The sequence below is a fragment of the Nocardia carnea genome, from assembly GCF_029868855.1.
Classification (GTDB): Bacteria; Actinomycetota; Actinomycetes; order Mycobacteriales; family Mycobacteriaceae; genus Nocardia; species Nocardia carnea_A.
In genome coordinates, this window is sequence record NZ_JARWOV010000013.1 from 1 (window position 1) to 26,699 (window position 26,699).

At 68.2% G+C, this 26,699-nt stretch carries 24 protein-coding genes and 1 pseudogene; 23 read left to right on the forward strand and 2 right to left on the reverse strand.

Annotated elements, in window-relative coordinates:
• Window positions 1-192: hypothetical protein (locus QH195_RS00610; RefSeq protein ID WP_280433924.1), on the reverse strand; the 192-nt coding region annotated here is incomplete at its 3' end.
• On the opposite strand from QH195_RS00610, the pseudogene QH195_RS00615 reads away from it, so the two are divergent.
• The 3 genes and pseudogenes from QH195_RS00615 to ruvB all read left to right on the forward strand — a co-directional run.
• Window positions 182-385 (forward strand): annotated as a pseudogene (locus QH195_RS00615) (crossover junction endodeoxyribonuclease RuvC); the annotation flags it as partial. The gene QH195_RS00610 and the pseudogene QH195_RS00615 sit on opposite strands and share 11 nt — an antisense overlap.
• The gene (gene ruvA, locus QH195_RS00620; RefSeq protein WP_280433925.1) at window positions 382-978 is read left to right on the forward strand and encodes a Holliday junction branch migration protein RuvA; all 597 of its coding nucleotides are present in this window, start codon (window positions 382-384) and stop codon (window positions 976-978) included. The pseudogene QH195_RS00615 and the gene ruvA, both read left to right, overlap by 4 nt.
• 161 nt (window positions 979-1,139) lie before the next feature.
• Window positions 1,140-2,231 carry a Holliday junction branch migration DNA helicase RuvB gene (gene ruvB / locus QH195_RS00625; protein ID WP_280433926.1) on the forward strand — a complete coding sequence of 364 codons (1,092 nt, stop codon included), beginning with the start codon at window positions 1,140-1,142 and terminating at the stop codon, window positions 2,229-2,231.
• A gap of 310 nt (window positions 2,232-2,541) precedes the next feature.
• Here ruvB and QH195_RS00630 read toward each other — a convergent pair whose 3' ends face one another.
• On the reverse strand, window positions 2,542-2,787 hold the full coding sequence (locus QH195_RS00630; RefSeq protein WP_280425734.1) for a DivIVA domain-containing protein: 246 nt from the start codon (window positions 2,785-2,787) through the stop codon (window positions 2,542-2,544).
• Window positions 2,788-2,975: 188 nt separating this feature from the next.
• Here QH195_RS00630 and yajC point away from each other — a divergent pair, with 188 nt between their 5' ends.
• The 20 genes from yajC (at window position 2,976) to QH195_RS00730 (ending at window position 26,662) form a co-directional block, all read left to right on the forward strand.
• Complete coding sequence (gene yajC, locus QH195_RS00635) at window positions 2,976-3,377, forward strand: preprotein translocase subunit YajC (protein WP_280433927.1); 402 nt, start codon at window positions 2,976-2,978, stop codon at window positions 3,375-3,377.
• Window positions 3,378-3,511: 134 nt separating this feature from the next.
• A complete protein-coding gene (secD, locus tag QH195_RS00640; RefSeq protein ID WP_280433928.1) occupies window positions 3,512-5,338 on the forward strand; it encodes a protein translocase subunit SecD in 1,827 nt (608 codons plus the stop codon).
• A 2-nt stretch (window positions 5,339-5,340) separates the two neighbouring features.
• A complete protein-coding gene (secF, locus tag QH195_RS00645; RefSeq protein WP_280433929.1) occupies window positions 5,341-6,525 on the forward strand; it encodes a protein translocase subunit SecF in 1,185 nt (394 codons plus the stop codon).
• A gap of 20 nt (window positions 6,526-6,545) precedes the next feature.
• Window positions 6,546-8,231: an ABC transporter substrate-binding protein gene (locus QH195_RS00650; protein WP_280433930.1), complete on the forward strand. Its 1,686-nt coding sequence runs from the start codon at window positions 6,546-6,548 to the stop codon at window positions 8,229-8,231.
• Window positions 8,232-8,263: 32 nt separating this feature from the next.
• Window positions 8,264-8,836, forward strand: a complete 573-nt coding sequence (locus QH195_RS00655; protein WP_280425739.1) for an adenine phosphoribosyltransferase — start codon at window positions 8,264-8,266, stop codon at window positions 8,834-8,836.
• 181 nt (window positions 8,837-9,017) lie between these two features.
• On the forward strand, window positions 9,018-10,595 hold the full coding sequence (locus QH195_RS00660; RefSeq protein ID WP_280433931.1) for an ABC-F family ATP-binding cassette domain-containing protein: 1,578 nt from the start codon (window positions 9,018-9,020) through the stop codon (window positions 10,593-10,595).
• A gap of 175 nt (window positions 10,596-10,770) precedes the next feature.
• Window positions 10,771-13,161: a RelA/SpoT family protein gene (locus QH195_RS00665; RefSeq protein WP_280425741.1), complete on the forward strand. Its 2,391-nt coding sequence runs from the start codon at window positions 10,771-10,773 to the stop codon at window positions 13,159-13,161.
• Between the two features lie 199 nt (window positions 13,162-13,360).
• A complete protein-coding gene (locus tag QH195_RS00670) occupies window positions 13,361-15,043 on the forward strand; it encodes a cutinase family protein (protein ID WP_280433932.1) in 1,683 nt (560 codons plus the stop codon).
• Between the two features lie 57 nt (window positions 15,044-15,100).
• A complete protein-coding gene (locus QH195_RS00675; protein ID WP_280433933.1) occupies window positions 15,101-16,018 on the forward strand; it encodes a hypothetical protein in 918 nt (305 codons plus the stop codon).
• Window positions 16,019-16,031: 13 nt separating this feature from the next.
• Window positions 16,032-16,898, forward strand: a complete 867-nt coding sequence (locus QH195_RS00680; RefSeq protein ID WP_280433934.1) for a MinD/ParA family ATP-binding protein — start codon at window positions 16,032-16,034, stop codon at window positions 16,896-16,898.
• Window positions 16,895-17,560 carry a DUF6668 family protein gene (locus QH195_RS00685; RefSeq protein WP_280433935.1) on the forward strand — a complete coding sequence of 222 codons (666 nt, stop codon included), beginning with the start codon at window positions 16,895-16,897 and terminating at the stop codon, window positions 17,558-17,560. Before QH195_RS00680 ends, QH195_RS00685 begins: the two co-directional genes overlap by 4 nt.
• A 93-nt stretch (window positions 17,561-17,653) precedes the next feature.
• Window positions 17,654-17,953: a hypothetical protein gene (locus QH195_RS00690; protein WP_280433936.1), complete on the forward strand. Its 300-nt coding sequence runs from the start codon at window positions 17,654-17,656 to the stop codon at window positions 17,951-17,953.
• 7 nt (window positions 17,954-17,960) lie between these two features.
• Window positions 17,961-18,230 (forward strand): hypothetical protein, encoded by a 270-nt coding sequence (locus tag QH195_RS00695; protein ID WP_033241575.1) that lies wholly within the window; start codon window positions 17,961-17,963, stop codon window positions 18,228-18,230.
• A gap of 31 nt (window positions 18,231-18,261) precedes the next feature.
• On the forward strand, window positions 18,262-18,903 hold the full coding sequence (locus QH195_RS00700; protein WP_280433937.1) for a hypothetical protein: 642 nt from the start codon (window positions 18,262-18,264) through the stop codon (window positions 18,901-18,903).
• Window positions 18,900-19,706, forward strand: a complete 807-nt coding sequence (locus QH195_RS00705) for a hypothetical protein (protein ID WP_280425747.1) — start codon at window positions 18,900-18,902, stop codon at window positions 19,704-19,706. The genes QH195_RS00700 and QH195_RS00705 overlap by 4 nt, the downstream gene beginning before the upstream one ends.
• Window positions 19,700-21,277, forward strand: coding sequence for a hypothetical protein (locus tag QH195_RS00710; protein WP_280425748.1), 1,578 nt, complete (start codon window positions 19,700-19,702; stop codon window positions 21,275-21,277). The genes QH195_RS00705 and QH195_RS00710 overlap by 7 nt, the downstream gene beginning before the upstream one ends.
• On the forward strand, window positions 21,274-22,764 hold the full coding sequence (locus QH195_RS00715) for an SCO6880 family protein (RefSeq protein WP_280425749.1): 1,491 nt from the start codon (window positions 21,274-21,276) through the stop codon (window positions 22,762-22,764). Before QH195_RS00710 ends, QH195_RS00715 begins: the two co-directional genes overlap by 4 nt.
• A gap of 7 nt (window positions 22,765-22,771) precedes the next feature.
• Entirely contained in the window at window positions 22,772-24,841 is a 2,070-nt protein-coding gene (locus QH195_RS00720) for a hypothetical protein (protein WP_280425750.1), read from the forward strand.
• Entirely contained in the window at window positions 24,838-25,146 is a 309-nt protein-coding gene (locus QH195_RS00725) for a transposase (protein WP_280433938.1), read from the forward strand. Before QH195_RS00720 ends, QH195_RS00725 begins: the two co-directional genes overlap by 4 nt.
• A 13-nt stretch (window positions 25,147-25,159) precedes the next feature.
• Window positions 25,160-26,662 (forward strand): M23 family metallopeptidase, encoded by a 1,503-nt coding sequence (locus QH195_RS00730; protein WP_280433939.1) that lies wholly within the window; start codon window positions 25,160-25,162, stop codon window positions 26,660-26,662.
• The last annotated feature ends 37 nt before the right edge of the window (window positions 26,663-26,699 follow it).

Sequence of the window (26,699 nt, forward strand, 5' to 3'; positions counted from 1 at the left end):
CTCCTGGCCGATGGCCTGGACGCCGAGCGAGTGGAGCGCCGGGTGAACCGCGGGCGCATACTTTTCGACGCCCCGGAGGTGATCATCCCGTTCTGCGTGCCCGACGGCGCCCACGACTATCCGGACGAGCGCCGCCCCCCCGCCCCCCGGCCCCCCCCCCCCGGGTGCGCACAACACGCCGGTGCCCGCCATGGCCACCCGGATCCTCGGGCTCGCCGCGCCGCCGAAGCCGGCCGATGCCGCCGATGCGCTGGCGCTCGCCATCTGTCATTGCTGGCGGGCGCCGCTGATCGAACGGATGGCGGCCGCCGAGGCGCAGGCCGAGCGGGCCCGCCGGCAGTACACCCAACGACTGGAACAGCAGCGGAAGGCGGTGCGCGGGTGATCGCGTCCATTCGCGGCGAGGTTGTCGAACTCGCCCTCGACCATGTGGTGCTCGAAACCGCCGGGGTCGGGTACCAGCTGAACGCCACCCCCGCCACCTTGGCCGGGCTGGCCCGTGGCGAAGAGGCCCGGCTGCACACCGCGTTGATCGTGCGCGAGGATTCGATGACCCTCTACGGGTTCGCCGATACCGAGGCCCGCGATCTGTTCGGTCTGCTGCAGACCGTCTCGGGGGTGGGACCGCGGCTGGCCATGGCGGTCCTGGCGGTGCTCGAACCGGAAACCTTGCGCAAGGCACTGGCCGCCGGTGATATCGCGGCGCTCACCCGGGTGCCGGGAATCGGGAAGCGTGGAGCCGAGCGGATGGTCGTGGAATTGCGGGACAAGGTGAACCTGGTGCCGGTCCCGGCGGATTCACCGGGCACCGCGCCGGCCCCGGTCCGCACCCCGGTGCGCGACCAGGTGGTGGAGGCATTGACGGGTTTGGGCTTCCCGGTGAAACAGGCCGAGCCGGCGGTGGACGCGGTCCTTGCCGAACGACCGGACGCGGACAATTCGACCGCGTTGCGTGCCGCGCTCGGGATGCTGGCATGAGCGGGCGGGGCCCGGTGACGGTAGCCGAGCGGCATCCCGGACGGCCCTCGCTCATGCCCGATCGATACGGCGGGAGTGGGCCGGAGTCGGCGGTGGTGGCGAAGAGTCGCCGTCGAAGCTCGCGCCTGTCCGATCTGCACGGCGAGAACCGTTAGGCGGTCATGGATTACGACAATTCCCCGGAAGCGGAAGTTTCCCCGGTCAGCGCCGGTTACCTGCCCTCGGACGGCGATATCGAAACAGGACTGCGGCCCACCTCGCTGGACGGTTTCATCGGCCAGCCCCGGGTGCGGGAACAACTGTCGCTGGTACTCCGCGGCGCCCGGGCGCGGGGCGGCACGCCGGACCATATTCTGCTGTCCGGTCCCCCCGGCCTCGGCAAGACCAGCCTGGCCATGATCATCGCCGGCGAACTCGGCACCGCGTTGCGGATCACTTCCGGCCCGGCACTGGAGCGGGCCGGGGATCTGGCCGCCATGCTCAGCAATCTGGTCGCCGGGGATGTGCTGTTCATCGACGAGATCCACCGGATGGCGCGGCCGGCGGAGGAGATGCTCTACCTGGCGATGGAGGATTTCCGGGTCGATGTGGTGGTCGGCAAAGGGCCCGGGGCGACCTCCATACCGCTGGATATCGCGCCGTTCACGCTGGTCGGGGCCACCACCCGGTCCGGCGCGCTGACCGGGCCGCTGCGCGACCGCTTCGGTTTCACCGGGCATATGGATTTCTATGAACCGGACGAGCTGCTGCTCATCGTGCAGCGTTCCGCGCAGATCCTCGGGGTGGATATCGATTCCGACGCCGCCGCCGAGATCGCGGGACGCTCCCGGGGCACGCCGCGCATCGCCAACCGTCTGCTGCGCCGGGTCCGCGATTACGCCGAGGTACGCGCCGACGGCCGGATCACCCTCGCGGTGGCCCGGGCCGCGTTGGAGGTCTACGACGTGGATGCGCTGGGACTGGACCGCCTGGACCGGGCGGTTCTCGGTGCTCTGGTTCGCGGCTTCGGCGGTGGACCGGTCGGGGTGACCACTCTGGCGGTTGCGGTCGGGGAGGAGGCCACCACGGTGGAGGAAGTATGCGAACCGTTCCTGGTGCGGGCCGGGATGGTGGCCCGTACGCCGCGCGGACGGGTCGCGACCGCGGCCGCCTGGACGCATCTCGGATTGACGCCGCCGCCGGATCTCACCTTCGGTGCGCTGGAAGTCCGCGGTCGCGAGTCCCAGCCCACGCTCGACCTGTTCGATCGGTAGCCGCCGGGCCCGGAGGTGGGCGTCGCGGCATCCGGCGCGCTCGCCCGGGCGGACTACGGCTCGGCCGCGGAGTGCGGCGGGGCGCATACGCCGGAGTCGGTGGGTGCCACCACCCAGCGAAACCTTCCCACGGAATCGAACGGCTGATCATCGACGACGAAACGACCCGCTGTTGCCTGTGTGGACGCATATCCATCGGCTGCGCACGGTCCGTGTCCGAGTCGCTGCGCCGGCTTCGACGGGGACCTGCCTGGTCCGTGCGTCGGACATCGCTGGAGATGGAGTGCCGACCGCAGTCCGGCGAGGCGGTTCAGACACCGAATTCGATGCGGACTCGCTGCAGGAAATCATCCACCTGGCCGGGATGGTAACCGCGGTTCAGCCAGGCGCCGCCCGGCCGGAGCCCGCCACGGAGCCGCTCGGCGCTGAGCGGGGACCGCCCGGCCAGGGCCGCGGCGATATGGTCGAGCAGATCGTCCACGTCGTCGGTTCGGTAGCCACGGTGGCCCCACGGCGCGGTCGCGAAAGTGATGTGGTGCACATCCTCGGGCGTCATCCCCCGATTATGGCCGTAACCGCTTGCCCGGCAGCGGGATCCCCGGGACCGCGCCCGCTCCTGCCGGCCGGGGCGCTGAGGGCCGGTCACCACTTTTCCGGCGTGCGGGTGTGGCGCCCGGCCGGGGAACTGGCAGACTGTGTCCGTACCTGTCCCTCTCCCCACCAGATCAGGAACTGACTTCGACCATGGATTTCCTGTTTCCGCTCATACTGGTTGCGCTGCTCGTGCCGATGTTCCTCGGTATGCGCCGCCAGAAGAAAGAGGCCGACAAGGTCACCCAGATGCAGGACAGCCTGAAGGTCGGTGACCGGGTCACTACCACCTCGGGGCTGCTCGGCACCGTGGTCGAGCTCGACGACACCACCGTCGATCTGGAGATCGCCGAAGATGTCGTGACCACCTGGTTGCGGCTGGCGATCCGGGATGTGCGCACCGACGACGAGGTCGCCGACGAGGGCACCGCCGACGATGCCGCCGCGACCGGCGAGCCGGCCGATTCCCTGGCCGCGCCCGCTGTCGAGCAGTCTGCCGCGTCCGTCGCGGAGGAAACCCCGAAGCAGACCGAGACCCGGCTGACCAAGGACTGAATTCCACGGCCCGGCCACCGGACCGGATATCCCGGGCGACCGGTGGCCTCGGCGTGTGCCCAGCCGATCGATGCGGGCGCGCCTGCATCGGCCGGCCGTTCCACCCAGAACTTCCGCCTAGGAGATGACGACCTGTGCCACCGTCCCAGGGATCGGCGCATCAACTCCGCTGGCTCGCCCTTTTCGGCGTGCTGGTGGCCGCGATCTACGCGCTGGTGTTCTTCACCGGTGACAAATCACCGACGCCCAAACTCGGCATCGACCTACAGGGCGGTACCAGGGTCACGCTGACCGCCCGGACACCGGACGGAAACCGGCCCAGCCAGGACAGTCTGACCAAGGCCCAGGAGATCATCGAGAACCGGGTGAACGGTCTCGGTGTCTCGGGGTCCGAGGTGGTGATCGACGGCGACAACCTCGTCATCACTGTCCCCGGTGACGACAGTCAGCAGGCCCGCACGCTGGCGACGACCGCCAAGCTCTATATCCGCCCGGTGCTTCAGGCGGTTCCGGCGCCCGGCAGTCCGCAGGCTCAGCAGACGCCCGGTCAGCCCACGGCGCCGGCCGTTCCCCAGGCTCCCGCGCCTGCCCCGGCGCCGGAGGTACCGCCCGCCGGGGACGGCGCCGCACCGGTCGTGCCCGAGCAGCCCGCCCCGGAAACTCCCGCCGCCGCGGCACCGGTGTCCGCCGAGGACCTCGAGGTCCGTCCGGCGCAGGCGCCCGGTACCACCGCGCCGGAGCCGCCGCCTTCGACCGAGCCCGCTCCGGCTCCCGCTCCGGCTCCCGCTCCGGGCGAAACCGCTCCGGCCCCGGGACAGCCTGCCCCGGTCGACGAATCGCTGAGCCCGCAGGAACAGGCCCAGCAGGAGATCGAAGCGGCCAAGACTCTGCGGCAGAGCACCGACCCGACCATGCAGCAGTTGGCGATGTCGGCAATGGACTGCGCCGCGGCCGACCCGCTGGCCGGTAACGACGACCCGAATCTGCCGCTGGTCACCTGTTCCACCGACGGCACCGAGGTCTTCCTGCTCGACAAGAGCCGGATCGACGGCCAGGAGATCGCCGACGCGACCTCCGGGTTCAACACCGAGCAGTCCCGCCACGAGATCAACCTGGAGTTCAAATCCGGTGGCAGTGACGCCTGGGCGGCGCTCACCGGCGAATACGTCCAGCAGCGGGTCGCTTTCGTACTGGACTCGGAGGTCGTCAGCGCCCCGGTCGTTCAGCAGGGGCCGCAGCTCGGTGGGCGCACCCAGATTTCGGGAAATTTCACCGCCTCGTCCGCCCAGGACCTGGCGAATACGCTGAAGTACGGTTCGCTGCCGCTGTCGTTCGAGACCTCGGAAGCCGAAACAGTCTCGGCCACGCTCGGACTCTCCTCGCTGCGCGCGGGCCTCATCGCCGGTGCGGTCGGCCTGGCCGTGGTGCTGCTGTACTGCCTGATCTACTACCGAATGCTGGGTTTCCTGACGGCGCTGTCGCTGATCGGTTCGGGTATCGCGGTCTACGGGATCATGGTGCTGCTCGGCCGGTGGATCGGGTTCACCCTGGACCTCGCCGGTATCGCGGGTCTGATCATCGGTATCGGTATGACCGCCGACTCGTTCGTGGTGTTCTTCGAACGCATCAAGGACGAGATACGGGAGGGACGAAGTTTCCGGTCCGCGGTTCCGCGCGGCTGGCAGCGGGCTCGTAAAACCATTCTCTCCGGCAACGCCGTCAGTTTCATCGCCGCGGCCGTGCTCTACGTGCTGGCCGTCGGGCAGGTGCGCGGGTTCGCCTTCACCCTCGGATTGACCACCATTCTCGATGTTGTGGTGGTGTTCCTGGTGACGGCTCCGCTGGTGCAGCTGGCCGCCCGTTCCGCCTTCTGGGCCAAGCCCTCGGTGAACGGTCTCGGCGCGATGCAGCAGCTGGCCCGTGAACGCAAGGCGGCCGAGGCCGCGGTGGGGAAGGCGTGACGATGAACAGTTCCGTGACCATGGACAAGCCCGAACCCGCACGCGCGCCCGGTGTGCGGCACAGCTGGATGAACCGCCTGTACACCGGTACCGGTGTGCTGGACGTGGTCGGCAATCGCCGGCGCTGGTACATCATCACGGCGGTGATCGTGCTGATCTGCCTGTTGAGTATGGCGGTCCGCGGCTTCACCTTCGGTATCGATTTCGTCGGCGGATCCCGGATCCAGCTTCCGGCCGGGGACGCCACCACCGAACAGGTCGAGACGGTGTATTCCGACGCGATCGGTTCGGAACCCGAATCGGTGCAGACCGTCGGTACCGGCGACACCGCCACCATCCTGATCCGCTCGGAAACGCTGAGCGCCGAGCAACTCGGCACGCTGCAGAGCGCGCTGTTCGACGAGTTCCAGCCCACCGACGACAGCGGGAACCCGAGCCGCAACGCCATCAGCGCCTCGGATGTCAGCGAGACCTGGGGCGGGCAGATCACCCGGCAGGCGCTGATCGCGCTGGTGGTGTTCCTGGTGATCGTGAGTGTCTACATCGGTTTCCGCTACGAACGAGATATGGCGATCGCCGCGCTGGCGGCCCTCGTGTTCGACCTGTTGGTCACGGCCGGTGTCTATTCGCTGGTCGGTTTCGAAGTGACCCCGGCAATGGTGATCGGCATGCTCACCATTCTGGGTTTCTCGCTCTACGATTCGGTCGTTGTCTTCGACAAGGTCGAGGAGAACACCCGCGGCGTGCTGCATACCAACCGGCGCACCTACGGCGAACAGGCCAACCTCGCGATCAACCAGACGCTGATGCGGTCGATCAACACCACGCTGATCGGCGCCCTGCCGATTATCGGCCTCATGGTGATCGCGGTGTGGATGCTCGGCGTCGGTACGCTGCAGGATCTCGCGCTGGTGCAGCTGGTCGGCACGGTGGTGGGCGCCTATTCGTCCATCTTCTTCGCCACCCCGCTGCTGGTTTCGATCAAGGAACGCTGGGGTCCGGTGGCCGCGCACACCAAGAAGGTGCAGGCCCGGCGGGCCGGCCGGGGCCCGCAGGGAGCCGGTCCGGCGCCACGTCCGCGGCCTGCGGAACCGGGTAACCGGGAACCGCGGGTTGCGCGCGGTACCGGTGCCGCCGGGCCCGTGCCCGGCGCGCGTCCCACGGGTAAACGACAGAGGCGGCACTGACATACGAGGGGTACGGATCGATGCGACTGCCATATCTGCGCCGGACGATCGCACTGCTCGCGGCGGCCACCGCGGCCGCCGGATCGGTGGCGGGATGTTCCGGTGAGGACCAGGTGCCCTCGATCGGATACGCCGTCGATACCGCGGTCACCAGCTACAACGGAGGTACCGCCGCGGGTGCTGCCTCGGCTCAGGCCGTGTTCGGCCGGGTGCTGACCGGGTTCTTCTACACCGGGCCCGACGGTCAGCCGGTCGCCGATACCGATACCGGGACCGCCAAGGAAGTACCCGGTGAGGCGCAGACCATCCAGTACCGGCTCAACCCGCGGGGCGTCTATTCCGATGGTGTGCCGACATCCTGCGATGATCTCGTCTTCACCTGGGCGGCCCGCAGCGGCCGGTTCCCGGGCTTCGAATCGGCGAGCACGGCCGGTTACGAAGATATCGAGCGAGTGGAATGCCAGCCCGGGTCCAAGGACGGCACCGTGGTGTTCCGGCCCGGGAAGCGCTACCTACCCTGGCGCACGCTGTTCGGTGCCGGCGAGCTGATGCCCGCCCACGTGGCGGCCGACGCGGCGAATGTTCCCGATATCGTCGCCGCTGTCCAGAACGACGACCGTCCCGCGCTGGACCGGCTGGCGCAGTTCTGGAACACCGGGTGGAATCTGGAGCCGGGTGACCTGGATGTCACGCGTCTGCCCTCCTCCGGGCCGTACCGGATCGAATCGTTCGGCTTGGAGGACGGACTCGTCCTTGTCGCCAACGAACGCTGGTGGGGGGAGGCACCGGCCACCGGCCGGGTCGTGGTGTACCCCAAACCGGCCGATCTCGCGGCACGGATCGAGGACGGTTCGGCGGCTGTGGTGGATATCGGCGCGGGAGCGCTGCCCGAGGTGAATCTGGACGCCTACTCCGTCCAGCAGTTGCCGAGCCGCGGTATCGAGCAGTTGGTGCTCAACACCGGTGGGGTATTCGAATCAGCGGCCGCGCGGCGCGCTTTCGCCCTCTGCGTACCCCGGCAGGCACTGTTCGATCAACTCGGCCGTAGCACCGAGGCGCCGGAGGCCGGCCTGGGTTCCGGGCCCTCGAATTCCCGTACCTTGCAGCAGGATTCGCTGTACTACCCGGCGGCCACCGGAGCGGCCGGGGCTTTCGCGGCCGGTGATGTCGAAGGCGCCCAGGGGGCGCTGGCCGACGCCGGTAAGGACGGGATGGTCGTCCGCATCGGATACCTCGCCCCGGATGCCCGCCGGGCGCAGACGGTGTCGATGATCGCCGACGCGTGCCGGGCGGCCGGTATCACCGTGGAAGATGCGAGCACGCCGGATTTCACGCCGGCACGGTTGCGTGAGGGTGCGGTGGACGCGGTGCTCGGCGGGCCCGGGGGAGCGCCGGGACCGGCGGGTTCGCTCGACGGTATCGCCGCAATCGGTGGCCTGCGCAGCGGTAGCGGACTCAATTTCGGGCAGTTCCGCAACGGCCGCTTCGATTCGATCGCCGATCAGCTTGCCGCTGACGATAATTCGACCACGCAGCTGAATCTGCTCACCGAGGCCGAGAACCTGCTCTGGGCACAGCTGCCCAGCGTCCCGCTGTTCGCGACACCGCGCACGATCGCGTTCGCCGGTGGCCTGGACAACGGTATCGCGGGCCCCACTCGGGCCGGGTCCGGCTGGAATATGGACCAGTGGGTCCTGCAGCGTTGATACCGAGTGCGGCCGATGAAAGAGGTCTCCCGATGAGTGAACATGCCGCGGCCGGAGCCGCCGAGACGGCCGGGGAACGCGGCGAGCAGGCCGCCGATCTCGTCCGGCGCCTCACTCGCTGGGCCGACGATTTCCCGGAGCCCGGGGTTCGCTTCGCCGATCTCACGCCGGTTTTCGCCGATCCCGACGGATTCCGGACCGTTGTCGACTGCCTGGCCGCGCTGGTTCCGGATGCGGATCTGGTCGCGGGGGTGGACGCCCGCGGTTTTCTGCTCGGCGCCGGGGTCGCGACCACGCTGGGTACCGGGGTGCTCGCCGTCCGCAAACGCGGCAAATTGCCGCCTCCGGTGATCACCCGGGAGTACCGGCTGGAATACGGCACGGCCGCACTGGAGGTTCCGGCCACCGGTGTCGAACTGACCGGACGACGGGTGCTGCTGCTCGACGATGTGCTGGCCACCGGTGGCACGCTGGCAGCGGCGGCGGATCTGTTCACCAGTGCCGGTGCGCATGTGGTGGCGGCGGCGGTCGTGCTGGAACTCGAGGGGCTGGGCGGACGCGCCCGCCAGGGCGATTATCCGGTCACCTCGATCGTCACCGTCTGAGGGCGCCGGTTCCGGGACGCATGTGATCCCGGTCGAATAATGCTGGCGTAGCTCCGAGCGGGGGTGTACCCTGTCGAGGTCTTGTCCCCGGGGATCGGAGTTGCCGTTGCTCTCATGAGGTAGTCGCTCGTGCGGCCCGCGTTCTGCGCGCCGCGTCCGTATCGATACCTCAGGGGCAGCCGTGGCCGATATTTCTCTTTCCGATCTCTGTTTTTCCTGGCCGGATGGAACGCCGGTGTTCGACGGGCTCGACGCGGTGCTCGGGCCGGGTCATATCGGACTCGTGGGGTCCAACGGCGCAGGGAAATCGACTCTCTTGCGTTTGCTGGCCGGCGAACTGCGGTCGGCGCGCGGCTCGATCACCGTATCCGGTGGGCTCGGCTACCTGCGGCAGGACCTCGGCCTGGCCGTAGGGGAGCGGGTCGACACCGTGCTCGGTATAGCCGAGATACGAAAAGCGCTGCACCGCATCGAATCCGGTTCCGGCGACGAGACCGACTTCGATCTCGTCGGTACCCGGTGGGATATCGAGGAACACGCGGTGGCGTTGTTCGGGCGGCTCGGGCTGGATTACCTGGCGGGCTCTGTAGCGCAGCTGGATCGCCGGCTGGAAACCCTTTCCGGCGGGGAAACCGTCCTGCTCGGTCTGGTGGCCGAACTGCTCCGGGAACCACAGGTCCTACTGCTGGACGAACCCACCAACAACCTGGATTCGGCGGCCCGTGCCCGGCTCTACGAGGTCGTCGACCAGTTCACCGGCACCGTGCTCGTGGTCAGCCACGACCGGGAACTGCTGGACCGGATGGGCGCCATCGCCGAACTGCGCGGCGGCCGGTTGCGGCTGTTCGGCGGTAACTACAGCGACTACGAGCAGATCGTCGAACAGGAACAGGAAGCCGCCCGGGCGGCGATCCGCGATGCGCGCAGCGATATGCGGAAACAGTCCCGGGAGTTGGTGGAGGCCCGGATCAAACTCGACCGGCGGCAGCGGTACGGGCAGAAGATGTACGAGAACAAACGTGAACCGAAGATCGTGATGGGGCAGCGTAAACGGCAGGCCGAGGTATCGGCGGGCAAGTTGCGCAACAGTCATATCGAGAAGGTCCAGGAGGCGAAGGACCGGCTCCAACAGGCCGAGGAGTCGTTACGTGACGACCGCGAGATCCGGATCGAACTACCCGGTACGCGGTTGTACCCGGGTCAGCACGTGGTTGCGCTGGAGACCGTGCGGCTGGCCAACGGCCCCGTGGTCTCGCTGGCGGTCGACGGTCCGGAGCGAGTGGCGATCACCGGCCGTAACGGGGCCGGAAAAACCACTCTGCTGCGGCGGCTCACCACCGAACCACCGCGAGTACCGTGGCGGATGCTGCCGCAGCGGCTCGATCTCTTCGACGAGAGCCGCAGTGTCTTCGACAATGTCGCCGCCGGCGCCCCACACGCCGAACCGGAGCGGATCCGCGCCCAGCTGGCCCGTTTTCTGTTCCGTGGTGCTGCCGCCGACGTCCCGGCCGTCGCGCTCTCCGGTGGCGAGCGGTTGCGGGCCGCGCTGGCGATGCTGTTGCTCGCCGATCCGGCGCCCAAATTGCTGATTCTCGACGAGCCGACCAATAACCTGGACCTGGTGAGCCTGCGGCATCTCACCCAGGCCCTGGCCGCCTTCCAGGGCGCGCTGCTCGTGGTGAGTCACGATCGGCGATTCCTGGCCGATATCGGTATCACCAGGTGGGTCGAATTGACCCCGGACGGGCTCGGAGGATGACCTCGAACCCGCGCGTAGTGGGAAGGACGGAGTCGAATACGGTGTTCAATCGGGTGGGTCGGCGTATCGATAGGTGTCGATGGTGTTGCTCTGGGGTTTCCCGAGCTACTGCGGGGTCTAAAGTTGGTGGTCTGAAGCGTTGCGGTGCTACGCCGCGGCACGGAGAGGTGGTGGCATGACTCAGCATCTGGGCGAGGCGAATGTCGAGCAGACATCGGGATCGCAGTCCAACGGTGCCGGGGCCGCCGCCTCCGCCGCCGGCACGCGCCCCGGTGCCGAGCCCGAGCCCGCCCGGCAGTCCGGTGCCGTCCCGAGTTCGGCGTCGCGCCGGGTGCGCGCCCGGCTGGCCCGGCGGATGACCGGTCAGCGCGGTATTCCCGCGGTGAAACCGGTCCTCGAACCCCTGGCCACGGTGCACCGGGAGCTGTATCCGAAGGCTAATCTCACCCAGTTGCAGCGCGCCTTCGATGTTGCCGACGAACGCCATGCCACGCAGTTCCGGAAGTCCGGCGACCCGTACATCACCCATCCGCTGGCTGTCGCGAATATCCTCGCGGAACTGGGGATGGACACCACCACCCTGGTGGCGGCCCTGCTGCACGACACCGTCGAGGACACCGGCTACACGCTGGAACAGCTGACCGCGGAATTCGGCTCCGAGGTCGCGCACCTGGTCGACGGGGTCACCAAGCTCGACAAGGTCAACCTGGGCGCGGCCGCGGAGGCCGAGACCATCCGCAAGATGATCATCGCCATGGCCCGCGACCCGCGGGTGCTGGTGATCAAGGTGGCCGATCGGCTGCACAATATGCGAACCATGCGGTTCCTGCCGCCCGAGAAGCAGGCCAAGAAGGCCCGCGAAACCCTCGAGGTGATCGCGCCGCTGGCGCACCGCCTGGGTATGGCGACCGTCAAATGGGAACTCGAGGATCTCGCGTTCGCGATCCTGCACCCCAAGAAGTACGACGAGATCGTCCGGCTGGTCGCCGACCGGGCTCCGTCACGTGACACCTATCTGGCAAAGGTGCGCGCCGAAATCGTGAACACCCTCGCCGCGTCCCGGATACCCGCGACCGTCGAGGGCCGGCCCAAGCACTACTGGTCGATCTATCAGAAGATGATCGTCAAGGGGAAGGATTTCGACGATATCCACGATCTGGTGGGTATCCGCATCCTGTGCGACGAAGTGCGCGACTGCTACGCCGCCGTCGGTGTGGTGCACTCGCTGTGGCAGCCCATGGCCGGTCGTTTCAAGGACTACATCGCCCAGCCGCGCTACGGGGTGTACCAGTCGCTGCACACCACCGTGGTCGGACCGGACGGTAAACCGCTCGAGGTGCAGATCCGCACCCACGATATGCATCGCACCGCCGAGTTCGGGATCGCCGCGCACTGGCGGTACAAGGAGACCAAGGGTCGCCACTCCGGTGACGCCGCCGAAGTCGACGATATGGCCTGGATGCGGCAGCTGCTCGACTGGCAGCGCGAGGCCGCGGACCCGGCCGAGTTCCTGGAATCGCTGCGCTTCGACCTCAAGGCCCCGGAGATCTTCGTCTTCACCCCGAAGGGGGATGTGATCACGCTGCCGCAGAAGTCCACGCCGGTGGATTTCGCCTACGCGGTGCATACCGAGGTCGGGCACAAATGTATCGGCGCCCGGGTGAACGGCCGGCTGGTCGCCCTGGAGCGGCAACTGGAGAACGGCGAGGTCGTGGAGGTCTTCACCTCCAAGGCGCCCAACGCCGGACCCAGCCGCGACTGGCAGGGGTTCGTGGTCTCACCGCGCGCCAAGGCCAAGATTCGCCAGTGGTTCGCCAAGGAGCGCCGGGAAGAGGCGCTGGAGAACGGCAAGGAACAGATCAACAAAGAGGTCAAGCGGGTCGGCCTGCCGTTGCAGCGGCTGATGAACGTCGACGCGATGACCGCCGTGGCGCACGAACTGCACTACGGCGATATCTCCCTGCTCTACACCGCGGTGGGCGAGCATCAGGTCTCCGCGCATCACGTGGTGCAGCGGCTCATGGCCCAGCTCGGCGGAATCGGCGATGTGGAGAACGAACTCGCCGAACGCTCCACCCCGTCCACGACCCCGCCGCGGCAGCGGCTCAGCGGCGATGCCGGTGTGCTGATCCCCGGTGCCGAGGGCACCGTGGCCAAACTGGCGAAATGCTGTACCCCCGTACCCGGCGACGAGATCCTGGGGTTCGTCACCCGCGGCGGTTCGGTCAGTGTGCACCGGGTGGACTGCACGAACGCCGATTCGCTGCGGGCGCAGTCGGAGCGCATCATCGATGTGGAATGGGCGCCGTCGCCGCATTCGGTTTTCCTGGTGGCCATCCAGATCGAGGCACTGGACCGCACCCGGTTGCTCTCGGATGTCACCAAGGTACTGGCCGACGAAAAGGTCAACATCCTGTCCGCGGCCGTGACCACGCACGGCGACCGGGTGGCGATCAGCAAATTCACGTTCGAGATGGGTGATCCGAAACATCTGGGCCATTTGCTCAATGTTGTCCGCAACGTCGAAGGCGTCTACGACGTCTACCGGGTGACCTCCGCCGCCTGAGTGTTTCGGGGTCTTGGCAGGCGCTGCGGCCCCGCCGGAATTTTGTAACATTCGGGCCGCAACGCGCCGCGCCGCGTCCGGGTTGTGCTGGCGGGTCGCGTAAACTCTTCGCCGCTTCAGCGGTCATAGCCGGAATCTGTTACCGTTTACTGCGTTTCGTCGCGCTCGGTAACTGCGGTAAGAGTGATTGCGGGTCGCTATGGCTGTAAGCAGAAGTTTCTCGGGGATGCTGATCGCACTCACCGTCGCTGTGGCGACCGTGACGGCAGGGACCCTCACCGCTCCCGCATACGCCCAGCCGCCCGACCTCTCGGGTCCGTCGGGTCCGTCGACCGAGTTGCCGGTCAGTACCTGTCCGGCAATGTATGCCCTGGGTATCCAGGGCACCGGCGAATCGTCGCCGGATGCCGCGCCCACCACCGATACCGGCATGCTGTCGACGGTGTTCCGTCCGCTCCTGGCCGCGGCACCGGAGGAGAAGCTGGTCCAGCGTGCCTACGTACCGTACGAGTCCAGTTTCGGTGGAATAGACGGCGGTAGCGCCACACCGTATTCGGACTCGGTGAGCGGGGGCCTGATCCGGTTGCGCACCATGGCGGCGTCGGTGGCGCAGCGCTGCCCCGAGACCCGGTTCGCGATCGTCGGGTATTCCCAGGGTGCCCATGTCGCTTCGGTATTCGCCCAGGAAATCGGACAGGGACAGGGGCCGCTGCCCGACGACAAGATCGCGGCCGTGGCACTGATCGGCGATCCCACCAGAACCCCCGGCGCCGCACTGTTTCCCGGTGCTCCGGGTAAGGCGAACCCGGATCCGGCGCCCGGTACCGAAGGCGCGGAAATCGCCCGGATCGCCGCGTTGCCACAAACACCGGCCACCGGTGGCGGGATCGCCCCGAACCGGGACGCCGCCGAGGATTTCGGCACCCTCACGGGGCGGGTGGCGAGCTTCTGCGCCGCGGGGGATCTCGCCTGCGACGCCCCCGAGGGCGCGCCGATCCTGAAGGCAGTCGCCAGTATCGTCGGGCAGGCCAAGCTCAGTGGTGGCGATCCCATCGCCTCGCTCACCTCGGTGGCCCAGGCGCTCGCCTTCACCTCCATCAAAACCGCGACCAAGGTGGTCAACGAGGATATTTCGGGCACTTCGCTGGCGAACCTGAACATCTCGCCGAAGAAATCGATCTCCGAACGGCTCGCCGATGCCGCCGATCCGCGGACCCCGCTGGATATTCCGGGTGCGATGCGGGCGTTGCTGAAGGTCGGCATGATCGGACTGAACGCAGTGGTCACCGTGGTGCGTACGGTGCTGAACCCCACGGCGATCGCCGAACTTGCCACGGCCGGGCTGGCAAACCCGCCGGCCGCGTTGCTGTTGCTGGGAGTCAAGCTGCTGGGCGCGATTCCGCAGCTCATTCCGCCCACCACCGGTATCCGGCTGGTGAGTCAGGCTTTCACCGCCGTCATCGACAACATCCAGGACAACCACGCCCTGCTCGACACCACGACGTGGGTGCGCTATTGGGACACCATTCAGCGGCATCAGGCCTATGGGAATGCGGCGATTTCGGCCACCGGCGAAGCGCCCACGAAGTTCATCGCCGACTGGTTCGCCGCTGCCGCGCGGGATCTCGCGAATACCTACGGCAGTGGTAGCGAACCGGTTGCCGACGAACCGGCGCCGCTCGGCAGCGCTCCCCGGGCCGGGTCGCCGCCGTCGGCCGGATTCTCAGGAACCGGGCCCGGCGCGTCGCCTGCGCCCGCTCCCTCCGGTACGGGACAATTCCCATTCGGGACAGGAGCCGACGGCGCGTCCCCGGATCGGCCGTCGGCAGACCGGCCCGATACACCCCCGACAACCGAAAACGACTCGTTCTCCGTGAACTGATCGCCGAGAGGGATCGATGATGCGATATCACGTGCCCGGCGCCACGGGAATGGGGGAATGTTGAAGTCCTACAAAAAACTCGATCGATGGTACGGCCCACTCGAACCCGAAGGGGACAGTGGCGCCGTGGGCCGCCCGGCGGGGCGGTCCGAACCGGAGGTCGCCGGGGCCGCCGACGACGACGGCCCCGCCAGGTATCCCGACTACATCGCCGAGGCCGGTAGTGCGTCCGCCGCGCCGGATCCGGCCCCGGCCGAACTCTCCGGCAGACGCAGTGAGTTCACCGGCGGCTGGTCCGACTGGGTGGACGAGCCGGCCGGTGAGCGTGACGGTGACCTGTTGCGTCTGCCCTGGCCCGACGATGACGAAGACCTCGCTGAACCCGTCCGTATCGGCCGCACCCCCGGCCGGTTGCGCGATATCGACGGCGACGCCCGCGCCCGCCGGCGCCGGACATTCGGTGTGCTGGTCGCGGCCGTCATCGTTCTCGCCATCGCCACGGCCGTAGTGGTGTACCTGCTGGCTCCGGGCGCACCCCGGGCCGCCGGGCCCGACGACGGGGCCGGATTACGTTTCACCTCCGGCAGTGCCGGTACCGAAGCCGGCACGCACTGCCCGGACGAACAGGACGGTCCGGTGCTCCGCGGTGCCGGGCCGGGCGGAACGGATTCCGGGCCCGCCGCGATCCTGCGCTTCCAATACGCCTATTACGTCGAGCGTTCCGGTGCCGCTGCCCGCGCGGTGGTAGCGCCCGGCGCCGCCGTGTCGTCGGGTGAAATCATCCAGGCCGGTATCGACAGCGTCGCACCCGGAACCCGGCATTGCGTACGCATCGTGACCGTCGCCGACGGTCGATATTCCGTCGAGGTCACCGAGTACCGGCCCGGTGGTGCACCGGCCACCTACAGCAGGCAGACGGTCACCACCGCGGCGATCGACGGCCGCACCCTCATCACGGGTATTACGGCCGGATAGAGGAGAGTGCAGGATGGGAGAGGATTGGAGCCGCTGGCTCGATACCGCACCGGATTCCGATGCGGTGGACGAGACGGCCGGGAACCGGAAGGCGTCGGTGGTCCGGCTGCGTGGTAACGGCGGCCGTACCCCGGGTACGGCCCGGCCGATCCTGGTGGTCGGTGGCTGCGGCGGTGCCGGAACGACCACCACCACGCTGGGTCTGGCGGGCGAACTGGGGCTTTCGGGAACGGCCACGGTGGCCGTGGACGCCACCCCGGCGGGCGGCGACCTGGCCCTGCGCGGAGCCGACGAACATCTGCATCCGATCAGCCTGCAGCAGTGGTTGTACGGCCGCGGGGACGACGAACCGGCGCCGCTGAAGGACTGTATGTCGCGCGCGACCTCGGGAATCGGCCTGCTGTGGCGCGACGCGGCGCCGCTGCGCCGCCGGGCCAGCTATCTCACTGTGGCGCGGGCGGTGGACCAGGCCGGGTACACGGCGATCTTCGACGGTGGTAACCCGATCGCCGGCCGCCAGCTGCGTCCCCTGCTCGACGATGCGGATGTCGCCTTGGTGCTGGCCATTCCGGCACGCGTCGACGCGGCCAACCGGCTGCGGGTGACCCTCGAATGGCTGGACGACGAATACGGCGATCAATCCGAGCCGATGGGTGGCGGAATCGTCGGCGACACCACGATAGTGGTGTCGCATCAGCATGCCGGGGTCGATTCGCGGGTCGCCGATCACCTGCGTGAGCATCTGTCCGGCTGGGTCCGCGATATCGTCGAGGTGCCCTACGATCCGCATCTCGCCCGTGGTGAGCTGGTCCGCCATATCGCTCTGGCCGACGAGACCCGGCAGACCTACGAGCGGTTACTCGCGGGGGTGGCATCATGACGGCCGCTATGAATCTTCCTCGCCGACCCGACCGTACCGCCACTGCCGGAGTGGTGCCCCCGCCGGAATCGCGCCGCGCCGCGATCTGGGATCGTCCCGTGCCGGGTGCCGGGCGCGCGCCGCTGGTCTGGCTGCTGGGTGTGCACGGCGGCGCCGGTGCCAGCACCCTCGCGCATATCCTGGCGCCCGCCGCGGATTCCGGGCGCCGCTGGCCGGGTGTTTTCGACCGGGAATCGCCGTTCGTGGTGCTGGTCGCCCGGGAGACCATCGCGGGCCTCACCCATGCCCATGATCTGCTGCGCCAGCATCACGCCGGGCTGGCCGGGCCAAGCCAGGTACTCGGGCTGATCACCGTGGCGGCCCGGCCGGGCCGGATGGCGCCGGAGATCCGCCGGTATCGCGATGTCGTGGCCTCTCTCGCCGGGCAGGTCTGGCAGGTGCCGTGGTACGAGGAATGGACGCTGGTCGAACCGGAGAAGCTGCCGGTGTGGACACCCGGCGTGGCGGTCGCCGCGCAGCGCCGGCGCCGGATCGACCCGCTCGACGAAGTTCCCCTGGATATCCGGGAACTCGGCTCGGAGATCGTCGCGGCCGCCCGTGCCGCCCTGGAAGAATCGGAGGCCGCCCCCGCCCGGGGCCGATCGAGATTCGTGGAGGAGTGATGCCGTGATGCCCGTCGAGCACATTTCCTGTTCCGTGCTCCCCGCGCTCGCGCGGACCCAATGTTGCACCTCAGCTATCGAGAAAGGCACCCGATGAGCACCGTACTTCTGGCGGTTCACCAGGTATACGACACGGCCGTATTGGCGCAGATAGGTAATCCGACCCCGGAGGCGCCGCCCGGCTCCGACAAGATCCTGCAGTTGGTCCGCTACCTCACCTGGTTCGTGCTGCTGTCCGGTATCTGCGGCATCGTCTACGCGGGCGGTAAATTCGCGTGGGAGAAGTGGACCGGCGGCGGTCTGGAGTCTCCGAAGATGGTGGCGGGCGCGATGATCGGCGGAGTGGTGGCCACCAGCGCGGACACCATCATGAACGCCGTCATCGGAACGTGAGGTAGAGATGGATCTGGTCGGGGCGGCCGGTGTACTGGCTTATAAACAAATGCCGGCCGAGGTGCTGGAACCGCTGATGCAGCTGCTGAACTGGCTGCTGTGGTTCGTCCTCATGGGCTGTCTGGCGTGGTTGATCGTCTCGGCGGGCAAACTGTGGCTCACCTTCAAGGGCGATCTGGCGATGAACGACGCCTCGCACGGTGTGCTCATGAGTCTGCTGGGAGCGGCTGTCGCCAGCACCGCTTCCGGTATCGCCCTGGCGTTCCTGCCCGGATGAGCCGGGGCGAGGCGAGGGGAACGACCTGCGGATGAATTCGACCGAGACACCGGCCGCGCCGCGGTTCGGTGCGTGGCGGGCTGCCGGATTGCTGTCGGCGGTCTTACTGACCGGAGCAGCCGGCTGCGGGGGCGGGGAGGCGGCAGCGCCGCCGGATCTGTCCGCGCCGCCGACGAACGTGCGCTGGCAGCCGTTCCAGGGTGTGCCGCTGCCGCGCACCGATCAGGGGCCGACTGCGGAAACCGAAGGCGCGGCAACGGGTTTCGACCATTCGCCGACCGGCGCCGGGGTTGCGGCGATGGTGCATGCCGTGCGACTGTCGGTGGCCGATGACAGTCAATGGTCGAATATCGCTGCCCGAGAAGTGGTTCCGGGACCGGCGAAGGACGAGTGGGCGGTGAACCGGGTGCAGGTGTCCATCAGCGGGCCCGCGGATCCGGTGTACGCGCCCCGGCTGCTCGGGTACCGGATCACCGAGTACACCGACCAGCGGGCGGCGGTGGATGTGTACAGCGAGTACTCGGACAGCTCGAAGGCTGTGAACCATACGACGGTGGAGTGGTTCGCCCACGACTGGCGGTTACGGCTGCCGGATCCGGAATCGACCGCGCGACCCATCGAACCTGTCGGCGAAATACCGAGTGACACAGTGAAAGTGGAGGCACCGAGGTGAGCGGGAAGGAGACCTATCAGCGTGACCGAGTCTCCTTCGGTGTCGTGGCGTCCGCGGCGGTGCTGGCACTGATCGTGGTCGTGGGTGTCGTCATGTGGACAGGACGTGACGACGAGCCCGCAGCGGGCCCGGCGCCCGCGCCGGCGGTCGGTGAGGGCTTCGCGGATCCGGATATCGACGTTTTCAACCGCCGGGTGGATGTGCCGAACAATCCGGCGGGGCAGGTGCTACCGCAGGACCCGTCACCGCAGCGCAATCCCTCGGATCCGGATTGGCTCACCGCGGCGCCGGCGGGTACCACCGCGCCGCGAGGCTGGCAGCGGGTGTACGGCGCCTCGGTACCGTTCTCCACCTCCGACGGCCCGCAGCGGATAGAAGACGGTCTGGCAGTGGGGTATTCGCATACTCCGCAGGGTGCCGCGCTGGCCGCCGCGCAGATCACCTATCGGCTCAACGCGCGGCCCGCCCACCGCGACCTGTACGTGCGGCAGGTGCGGGTTTCGGCACAGCAGATCGCGGCCTACGACAAGGCCCTGGAAGCGGACGCGCTGCCCGAGCAGCAGCCCGAATCGGTCACCCAGTATCTGGTGGCCTCCGATGCGTTCAAGATCGACGACTACGCCGACGATATGGCGATAGTGCGGCTGGCGCTGCGCGCTCCGGCGCTGGACGGGAAACCGGTGTGGGTGACCATGCGGCTGATCATGGTGTGGGATGCGGGTGATTGGCGGTTGAAGCCGACCACCTCGCCGAACACACAGACCGAGTATGTCGAATCGCTGGAGGGGTGGACTCGATGGTGATTCCGTTGTTGGGACGAAAAGTGGAAGCTCAGGTAGTGCGCGAAGACAGCGGCCCCGGCGACCGGCGTTCGGATCCGGCCGTTTCCCGGCGGGTGTCGCTGGCCAGACGTTTCGTCACCATCTTCGCGGTGATCTTCACCGTGATGGTCACGACCCCGGCCGTTGCCAACAGCCAGCCCTACGGCTGGGACCAGACCTGCAACGAGATCCACGACGCCCTCGACGATCTCGGTATTCCGGGGATCTCGCTGGGCGATGCCGCGGCGGCGGTCTGCAAGGCGGGTAATGCGGCGGCCCATCCCGGTGAGGCCGCGACCGCGGTCAAGGACAAGGCGTGGGATTCCACCTTCGGCAAAGTGGTCGATTCGCTGATGAACGGCCTCGGTGAGGCCATCATCCTGGCGTTGACCTTCTGGATGAAGGTGCCCAACGAGGTGGCCAGTGATTCGGGTACCTTGTTCACCAAGATCAACGACTACACCTATCAGGTGCAGATACTCCTGTTGATCGCCTCGATCATCATCACCGGCCTACGCCTGGCCGAAGCCAGACGCGGCGCCGCCATGAACGAAGCGGCCGAATCGTTCCGGATGTTCACCAGGGTGGTGTTCAGTTCCTGGATGCTCGGTGCGGTCATCGTTGCGGGTACCGTGGCCTCGGACCGGTTCGCCGAGTGGATCATCCAGGATTCCACCGACGGCAATGCCCGCAACATGGCCGAACTCATGGTGAAAACCAGTAAGCTGCAGGCATTCTCGCCCGGCTTGGTGTTGATCATCGCCATTGTCGGTTTGCTCGGAGCCCTCGCCCAGATCGTGCTCGCCATCGTCCGCCAGGGCCTGCTGGTGATCGCGGCCGGTGTGCTGCCGCTGGCGGCCGCGGCGTCCGGAATGAACACGGGCAAACAGTCGTATCAGAAACTGGTCGGCTGGATCATCGCCTTCATGCTGTGGAAACCCGTGGCCGCGATCGTGTACATGATCGCTTTCACTACCGCGGGCCATGTCGACGAGATGACCCCGGCCGGCGGGCTGCCCGAAGCGGAGGAAGCCCAGCGCATGCTGGTCGCCATCGTACTGCTGTGCAGCGTCGCGTTCGTCCTGCCGGCCCTGATGCGGCTGGTCACGCCCGCGGTGGCGATCGTGGGCAGCGGCGGCTCGGGTCTGACCGCGACCGGCGGCACGCTGCTCGCCGCCGCGGGCCTCGGTGCCATGGGTACCAAGGCGGTCGGCACCAAGGGCGCGGCCGCCCCGGGCCGGGCCGGATACGTCGGCGGCGCAGCGGGTCCCCCGCCGCCCGGAGGCGGACGCGGCGGCGGTGCCGCGCGGCCGACACCTCCGCCGCGCGGTGGCGGCGGTGGCGGTGCCCCGGCGGCACAACCGCAACGGTCGGGTGCACCGCCGCGCGGTGGCGGTGTACCGTCCGGTTCGTCCCGCGTGGCCAGCGGAATCGGCGCCGCCCGGTCCGCGACCGCCGGGATGACCCGCGCCGATCAAGCCATGGGCGATGTCGCGGGTGACCGCTGGACCAACCGTTCCCCCGACCTCGGTAGGAGCACCATCCCGCGATGACGAGCACCGAAACCTACGAACGCCGCTCCTACGGACTGTGGCAGAAACCCCGCAGCGCCGGACTTTTCGGTTTGCGCTGGGAAGAGACCGTGCTCGGCTTCGTGGTGGTCATCACCGCACTGGTCGTCGCCATGGTCGGCGGTTTCCAATGGGGCGCCATCGTGGGCGGGACCGGTGTGGTGATCATGGCGCCCCTGGTCATGCGGCACGGGGGACGCTCGGGCTACGAGACGGGATTGATGATGTTCCACTGGATGCGTTCACGCAGCCGCGGCGAGCACGTGTACCGCGGCGGCCGGTTCTCCCGGGTACCGGGTGGTTTCACCCGTCTGCCCGGGTTGCTCGCCCCGTCGAAACTGTACGAGGGGATCGACGCCGGCGGTTACAGCTTCGGGATGATCCATCTACCACAGTTCGCGCAATACACGGTGGTGCTGCGGGCGTGGCCACAGGGCCACGAGGCGGTGGACCAGCCGGTGATCGACCGCTGGGTTTCGGCCTGGGGCACCTTCTTGGCCTCGGTCGGCCAGACCAGCGATATCGTCGCTGTCGTCCCGGTGATCGATACCGTCCCGGAGACCGGGAACCGGCTGCTCACCGAGGTTTCCACGATCACACGGCCGGAATCGCCGGACCTCGCCCAGCAAGTGATGTACGAACTGGCCACCGAACTCCCGCAGGAACGGGTGCAGCTGTTGCCACGGGTGGCGATCACCTTCAAGGCGACCACTGCGGAACGGCGCAAGAACCCGGCCGAGGAAGCGGTCGAGATCGGCCGCCGTCTTCCCGGTATCTGCTCCGCGCTGGCCGAAGCCGGTGTGCGGGCCCAGCCGATGTCGGCGGAGGAGGTCATCGGCTTCATCCGGCGCAGTTACGACCCGGCCTCGCAGGCCGATCTCGAGGTGGCCGCCGGGGAACCCGAAGGACACGGCCTGGACTGGGCGGATGCGGGACCGGTATCGCACGACGAGAAATGGGATCATCTGATCCACGACGGCGGCCGGTCGGTCACCTGGGAGATGGATACCGCGCCCGAGGGCGCGGTGGACGAACGGGTACTGCAGCGTCTGCTCGCGCCGAACCCGGAGGTGCCGCGGAAGCGGATCGCCATCGTGTACCGGCCGCATTCGGCCGCCGACGCCGCCGAGATCGTGGACGACGATTTCAAGAACGCCCTGGTCGCACAGCAGAGCGAACGCGGTGTGGTGTCGGCGTCGGCGACTCTGCGGGTCGGCGCGACCCAGCAGGCCCGCGAGGAACAGGCCCGTGGGCACGGTGTCACCCGGTTCGGTGCGCTGGTGACCATCACCGAACCCCTGCGCGGCGATCTACCGCGGATCGAAGCCATCACCCGCGACCTGTCCACCCAGGCCCGGTTGAAGATCCGCCGGTGCTACCGCTACCAGGCCGCGGCCTTCGCGGCATCGCTCGGCTGCGGGGTGATCTTGCCCGAGCACGCGACCATTCCGAAAGCATTGGCAGGGTGAACGACTGATGGTACGCGAGCACGAGCCCCCTTTGCGGGAACGGAACCGGGTCCGGACCGCCACCGGCGAGCGGACACGTTCGGGCCGGGACGAGGACCGGCGTGGCCGGGATGCCGAACCCGGTTCTGTGACCGGTCAGCGGCGCGAGGGCGGCCGCTCGCGTACCGAACGCCGGGGCGATACCCCGCGCAACACCGATGCGGCCGGCCGGGTCCCGCGCGAACGAAGTGCGGCGAACCGGGAACGGGTGCGCCGCACCCGGGTCGATACGACCGCCGACCGGGCGATGGGCACCCCCGAATTCGACAAGGCCGCGCGCCGGGCGAAGGTGCGGGCCGAGAAACGTAAGCAGTCGGGCCCGCCGCTGCTCGATCCGGCGACCCGGTCCCGGCTGGAGGAGGTCAGTCGCGAGGGCGCCGGATTACGCGCGGCGTGGGCGACCTTCCGGGTCCGCACCGACGATATCCGCCGGCGCAATTACGAGGCCCGTGCCCAGCAGGAGTTCCAGGACGGTTTCGACCGGCAGACCGCACAGCTCACCGAACGTGGTTACGCGGGGGCGGGCGGCGGCCGGATGAATGTCGTCGGCCGCCCGGTCGAGTATCGGGCCACGACGGCGCAGGTAGCCGGGCTGTGGCCGTGGTCGGTCGGCGCCGGTGCGCCGCTGATCGGGACCCCGCTCGGGTCGCATCTCCATACCGGTGCACCCGTCTGCTTCGATCCGATGAACTGGTTCATGCGGGGCAGTTTCATCACCGCGCCCAGCCTTTTCGTATTGGGGCTCAACGGGTTCGGCAAGTCGTCACTGGTCCGCCGGATCGTGCTCGGCGGGGTCGCGCAGAACATCACCCCGCTGATCCTGGCCGATGTCAAACCCGACTACCGGCGCCTGGTGGAGTTGGTCGGTGGGCAGGTGATCGATCTGGGATACGGTCACGGCAAACTCAATCCGCTGGCCGGCGGGGTGCTGGGCGATATCGTGCCGCGGCTGGCGGAGCATCCGGAACTACAACTTCAGGTGCTGCAGGATCTGCACGCCCGGCAGGTCACGCTGATCGCGGGTCTGGTGGAACTCGTGCGCGGTGCGCGCGTGCGCGACTACGAGGAGACGCTGATCTCCACCGCGCTGCGAATCCTGTACCGGCCGAGCAGCGGCTACACACCGGACCGGCCACCGATCATGGAGAACCTGCTGGAGGTCATCGTCGCCGGTGGCGAGGAGATGATGCTGGACGCCGGCGCGGACAGCCCGAGCGAATACCAGGAGGCGATCAGGGGGCTGCGGCGTTCGTTGCGTGCCCTCACGCAGGGGCCCTTCGGTGCGGTGTTCAACGGCCAGACCACGGTACCGATCGATACCGATTCGGTGGCGGTGTGCATCGATGTCTCCCATATCCCGAACGGGGACAAGAAACTCAAGGCCGCCGTCATGCTGGCCTGCTGGGCCGACGGTTTCGCTGCGGTGGAGGCGGCGCACACCCTCACCGACGCGGGGATGGCTCCACAGCGGTATTTCCAGGTGGTGATGGACGAGCTGTGGCAGGTGCTCGGCCTCGGCGATTTCATGGTCGACCGGGTGGACGAGCTGACCCGACTGCAGCGCGGTATCGCCACCGCGCTGATCATGATCAGTCACACCATCAAGGATTTGCAATCGCTCGGGTCGGAGGCGGCCATCGCCAAGGCCCTGGGCTTCCTGGAACGCGCGCGTGCCAAGATCTTCGGTGCCCTGCCGGCCGAGGAGATCAAGCGGCTGGACAGTACGGTGCCCTTCACCGCCGCCGAGGAGGAGATGGTGACCAGCTGGTCGGCTCCCCAGGCACTCACCGGAGAGGCGCTCAAACCGGGTCAGGTGCGGCCTTCTCCACCTGGTACCGGAAAATTCCTGCTGAAGATCGGTGAGGATCGCCGGCCCGGTATCCCGTTCCATATGGAATTCACCGCGGCCGAGAAAATCAGCGGAATACACGACACCAACCAGCGGTTCGACGAATTCACGGCGCATCCGGGCCGTTCCGGAGCCCGTGAGGCCGCAGCCGGCGACGGTGCGTATCCCGGCGGAGGGAGCGGTTCATGATGCCGCACCGGTCGTATCGGCGGGTTTCGCCCGAAGTGCGTGCCGCCGCGGTGAAACAGGTCATCGCGCTGACCGGCAAATTGCGCAGCGAATCGGAAGCGTGCCGGGTGGTGGCCGAACAGATCGGGGTACACACGAATTCGGTACGCAACTGGGTGCGCGCCGCGGAGGGGCCGGGTGTGGACCGGATGGACGCGGCCGCCCTGCGGCGCAAGGTCACGCTGCTGCAACAGCAGTTGGCCGCGGCGGCCGAGGTGAACCGGGCACTGGCGGACACACTGAACGAAAGCCGGCGCCACACGTGAACCAGGCGCGGCCGTGAACGCGAAATCGGTGCTGTGGACAGCGCTCGGACTGGTACTCGGGCTGATGACGGTGATTCTGGTGATCGTGATGCCCGCGGTCGACGACCCCTGCGAAGGCGGCTCGGTGGTCGACCCGAGCGGATCCGTCCCGCCGGGTGAGGATCCACGGGCGGCGGGTGATATCCCGAGTGCGACCGCCAATCCCGCCGCCACCGCGACCCCTTCGCTCGCGGCCGATGCGGGGCCGCTGGACCGCACCTGGCCGATGGCCGCCGGAACCTTCTCGGTATCCGATGTCTTCGGCTCGCGCGGCGGCGGCCACAAGGGTATCGACCTCGCGGCCCCTGACGGGACCCCCATCTTCTCGGTCACCGACGGGGTGGTGGTCGCGGCCGGCCCGGCGTCCGGCTTCGGGAACTGGATCGTGGTCGATTCGATCGATCCACGTAACGGGCGGGCGTTCTCGGCCGTGTACGGGCATATGTGGGATCACGGGGTGCTGGTGAGCGTGGGGGAGCAGGTGCGAGCCGGGCAGCATATCGGAGCGGTCGGCTCGGCCGGCGAATCCAGCGGCCCGCATCTGCATTTCGAGGTCGTGCCCGGCGGCCGGTTCACCGGCGGCCGGCAGATCGATCCGGTGCCCTGGCTCGACGGTGCGCCGACGCCGGATCTGGGCGGTGCTCGTGCGTATTCGACCGATCCGGAGTGCGTACGCGGTTTCGGTACGCCCGGTGGTGCGCTGGCCGACGGGAAGGTGCCGCCGGAACTCGAGATCTGGTACCGCCGGGCGGGTTCGCTGTGCCCGGAGGTCACCCCGTCGCTGCTGGCCGCGCAGGGCCGCCAGGAGTCCGGTTTCCGGCGCGGTCTCACCTCGCCCGCGGGAGCACAGGGTCTCGCGCAGTTCCTGCCCGGTACCGCCGCCAGTACGAATCCCGACGACGGGCAGCCCTACGTCATCGACGCCGACGGCAACGGGGTGGCCAGCGTATGGGACGACGGTGACGCCATCATCGGCCAGGGACGATATATGTGCGCGATAGCGCACAAGATCAACGGATGGATTGCCGAGGGCCGGGTGCACGGCGATGTGGTCGCGTTGACGCTGGCCGCCTACAACGCGGGCGAGGGTGCGGTGCTGGCCTCCGGCGGGATGCCCAATCAGTTCGCCGCACACTTTTCCGAGACCCAGCCGTATGTCGCGAATATCCTGGCCATGGAGGCGGAGTACCGCGACCCGGGTGCCTCCGGCCGGTTCGCCCCGGATGCCGACGCTTCCGCCGGCGATGAGATAGTCCGTGCCGCGCACGAATGGCTGGGCACACCTTACGTCTGGGGTGGTGGCGGGCCACAGGGTCCCAGCAGTGGGGGTCTCGACGGCCCGGGTCTCACCTCGGCCGCGGTGTTGGGCCCCCCCCCCGGCGGGGGGGGGCGACCACCCCCCCCCGCACCGCCAGGGCCAGCAGCAACAGCGGACTCGCACCCACACCGGCCAGCAGGCCGAGGGCTACCGCGATGATCAGTAATCCCCGCACGATATTGGCCACCAGCAGCAC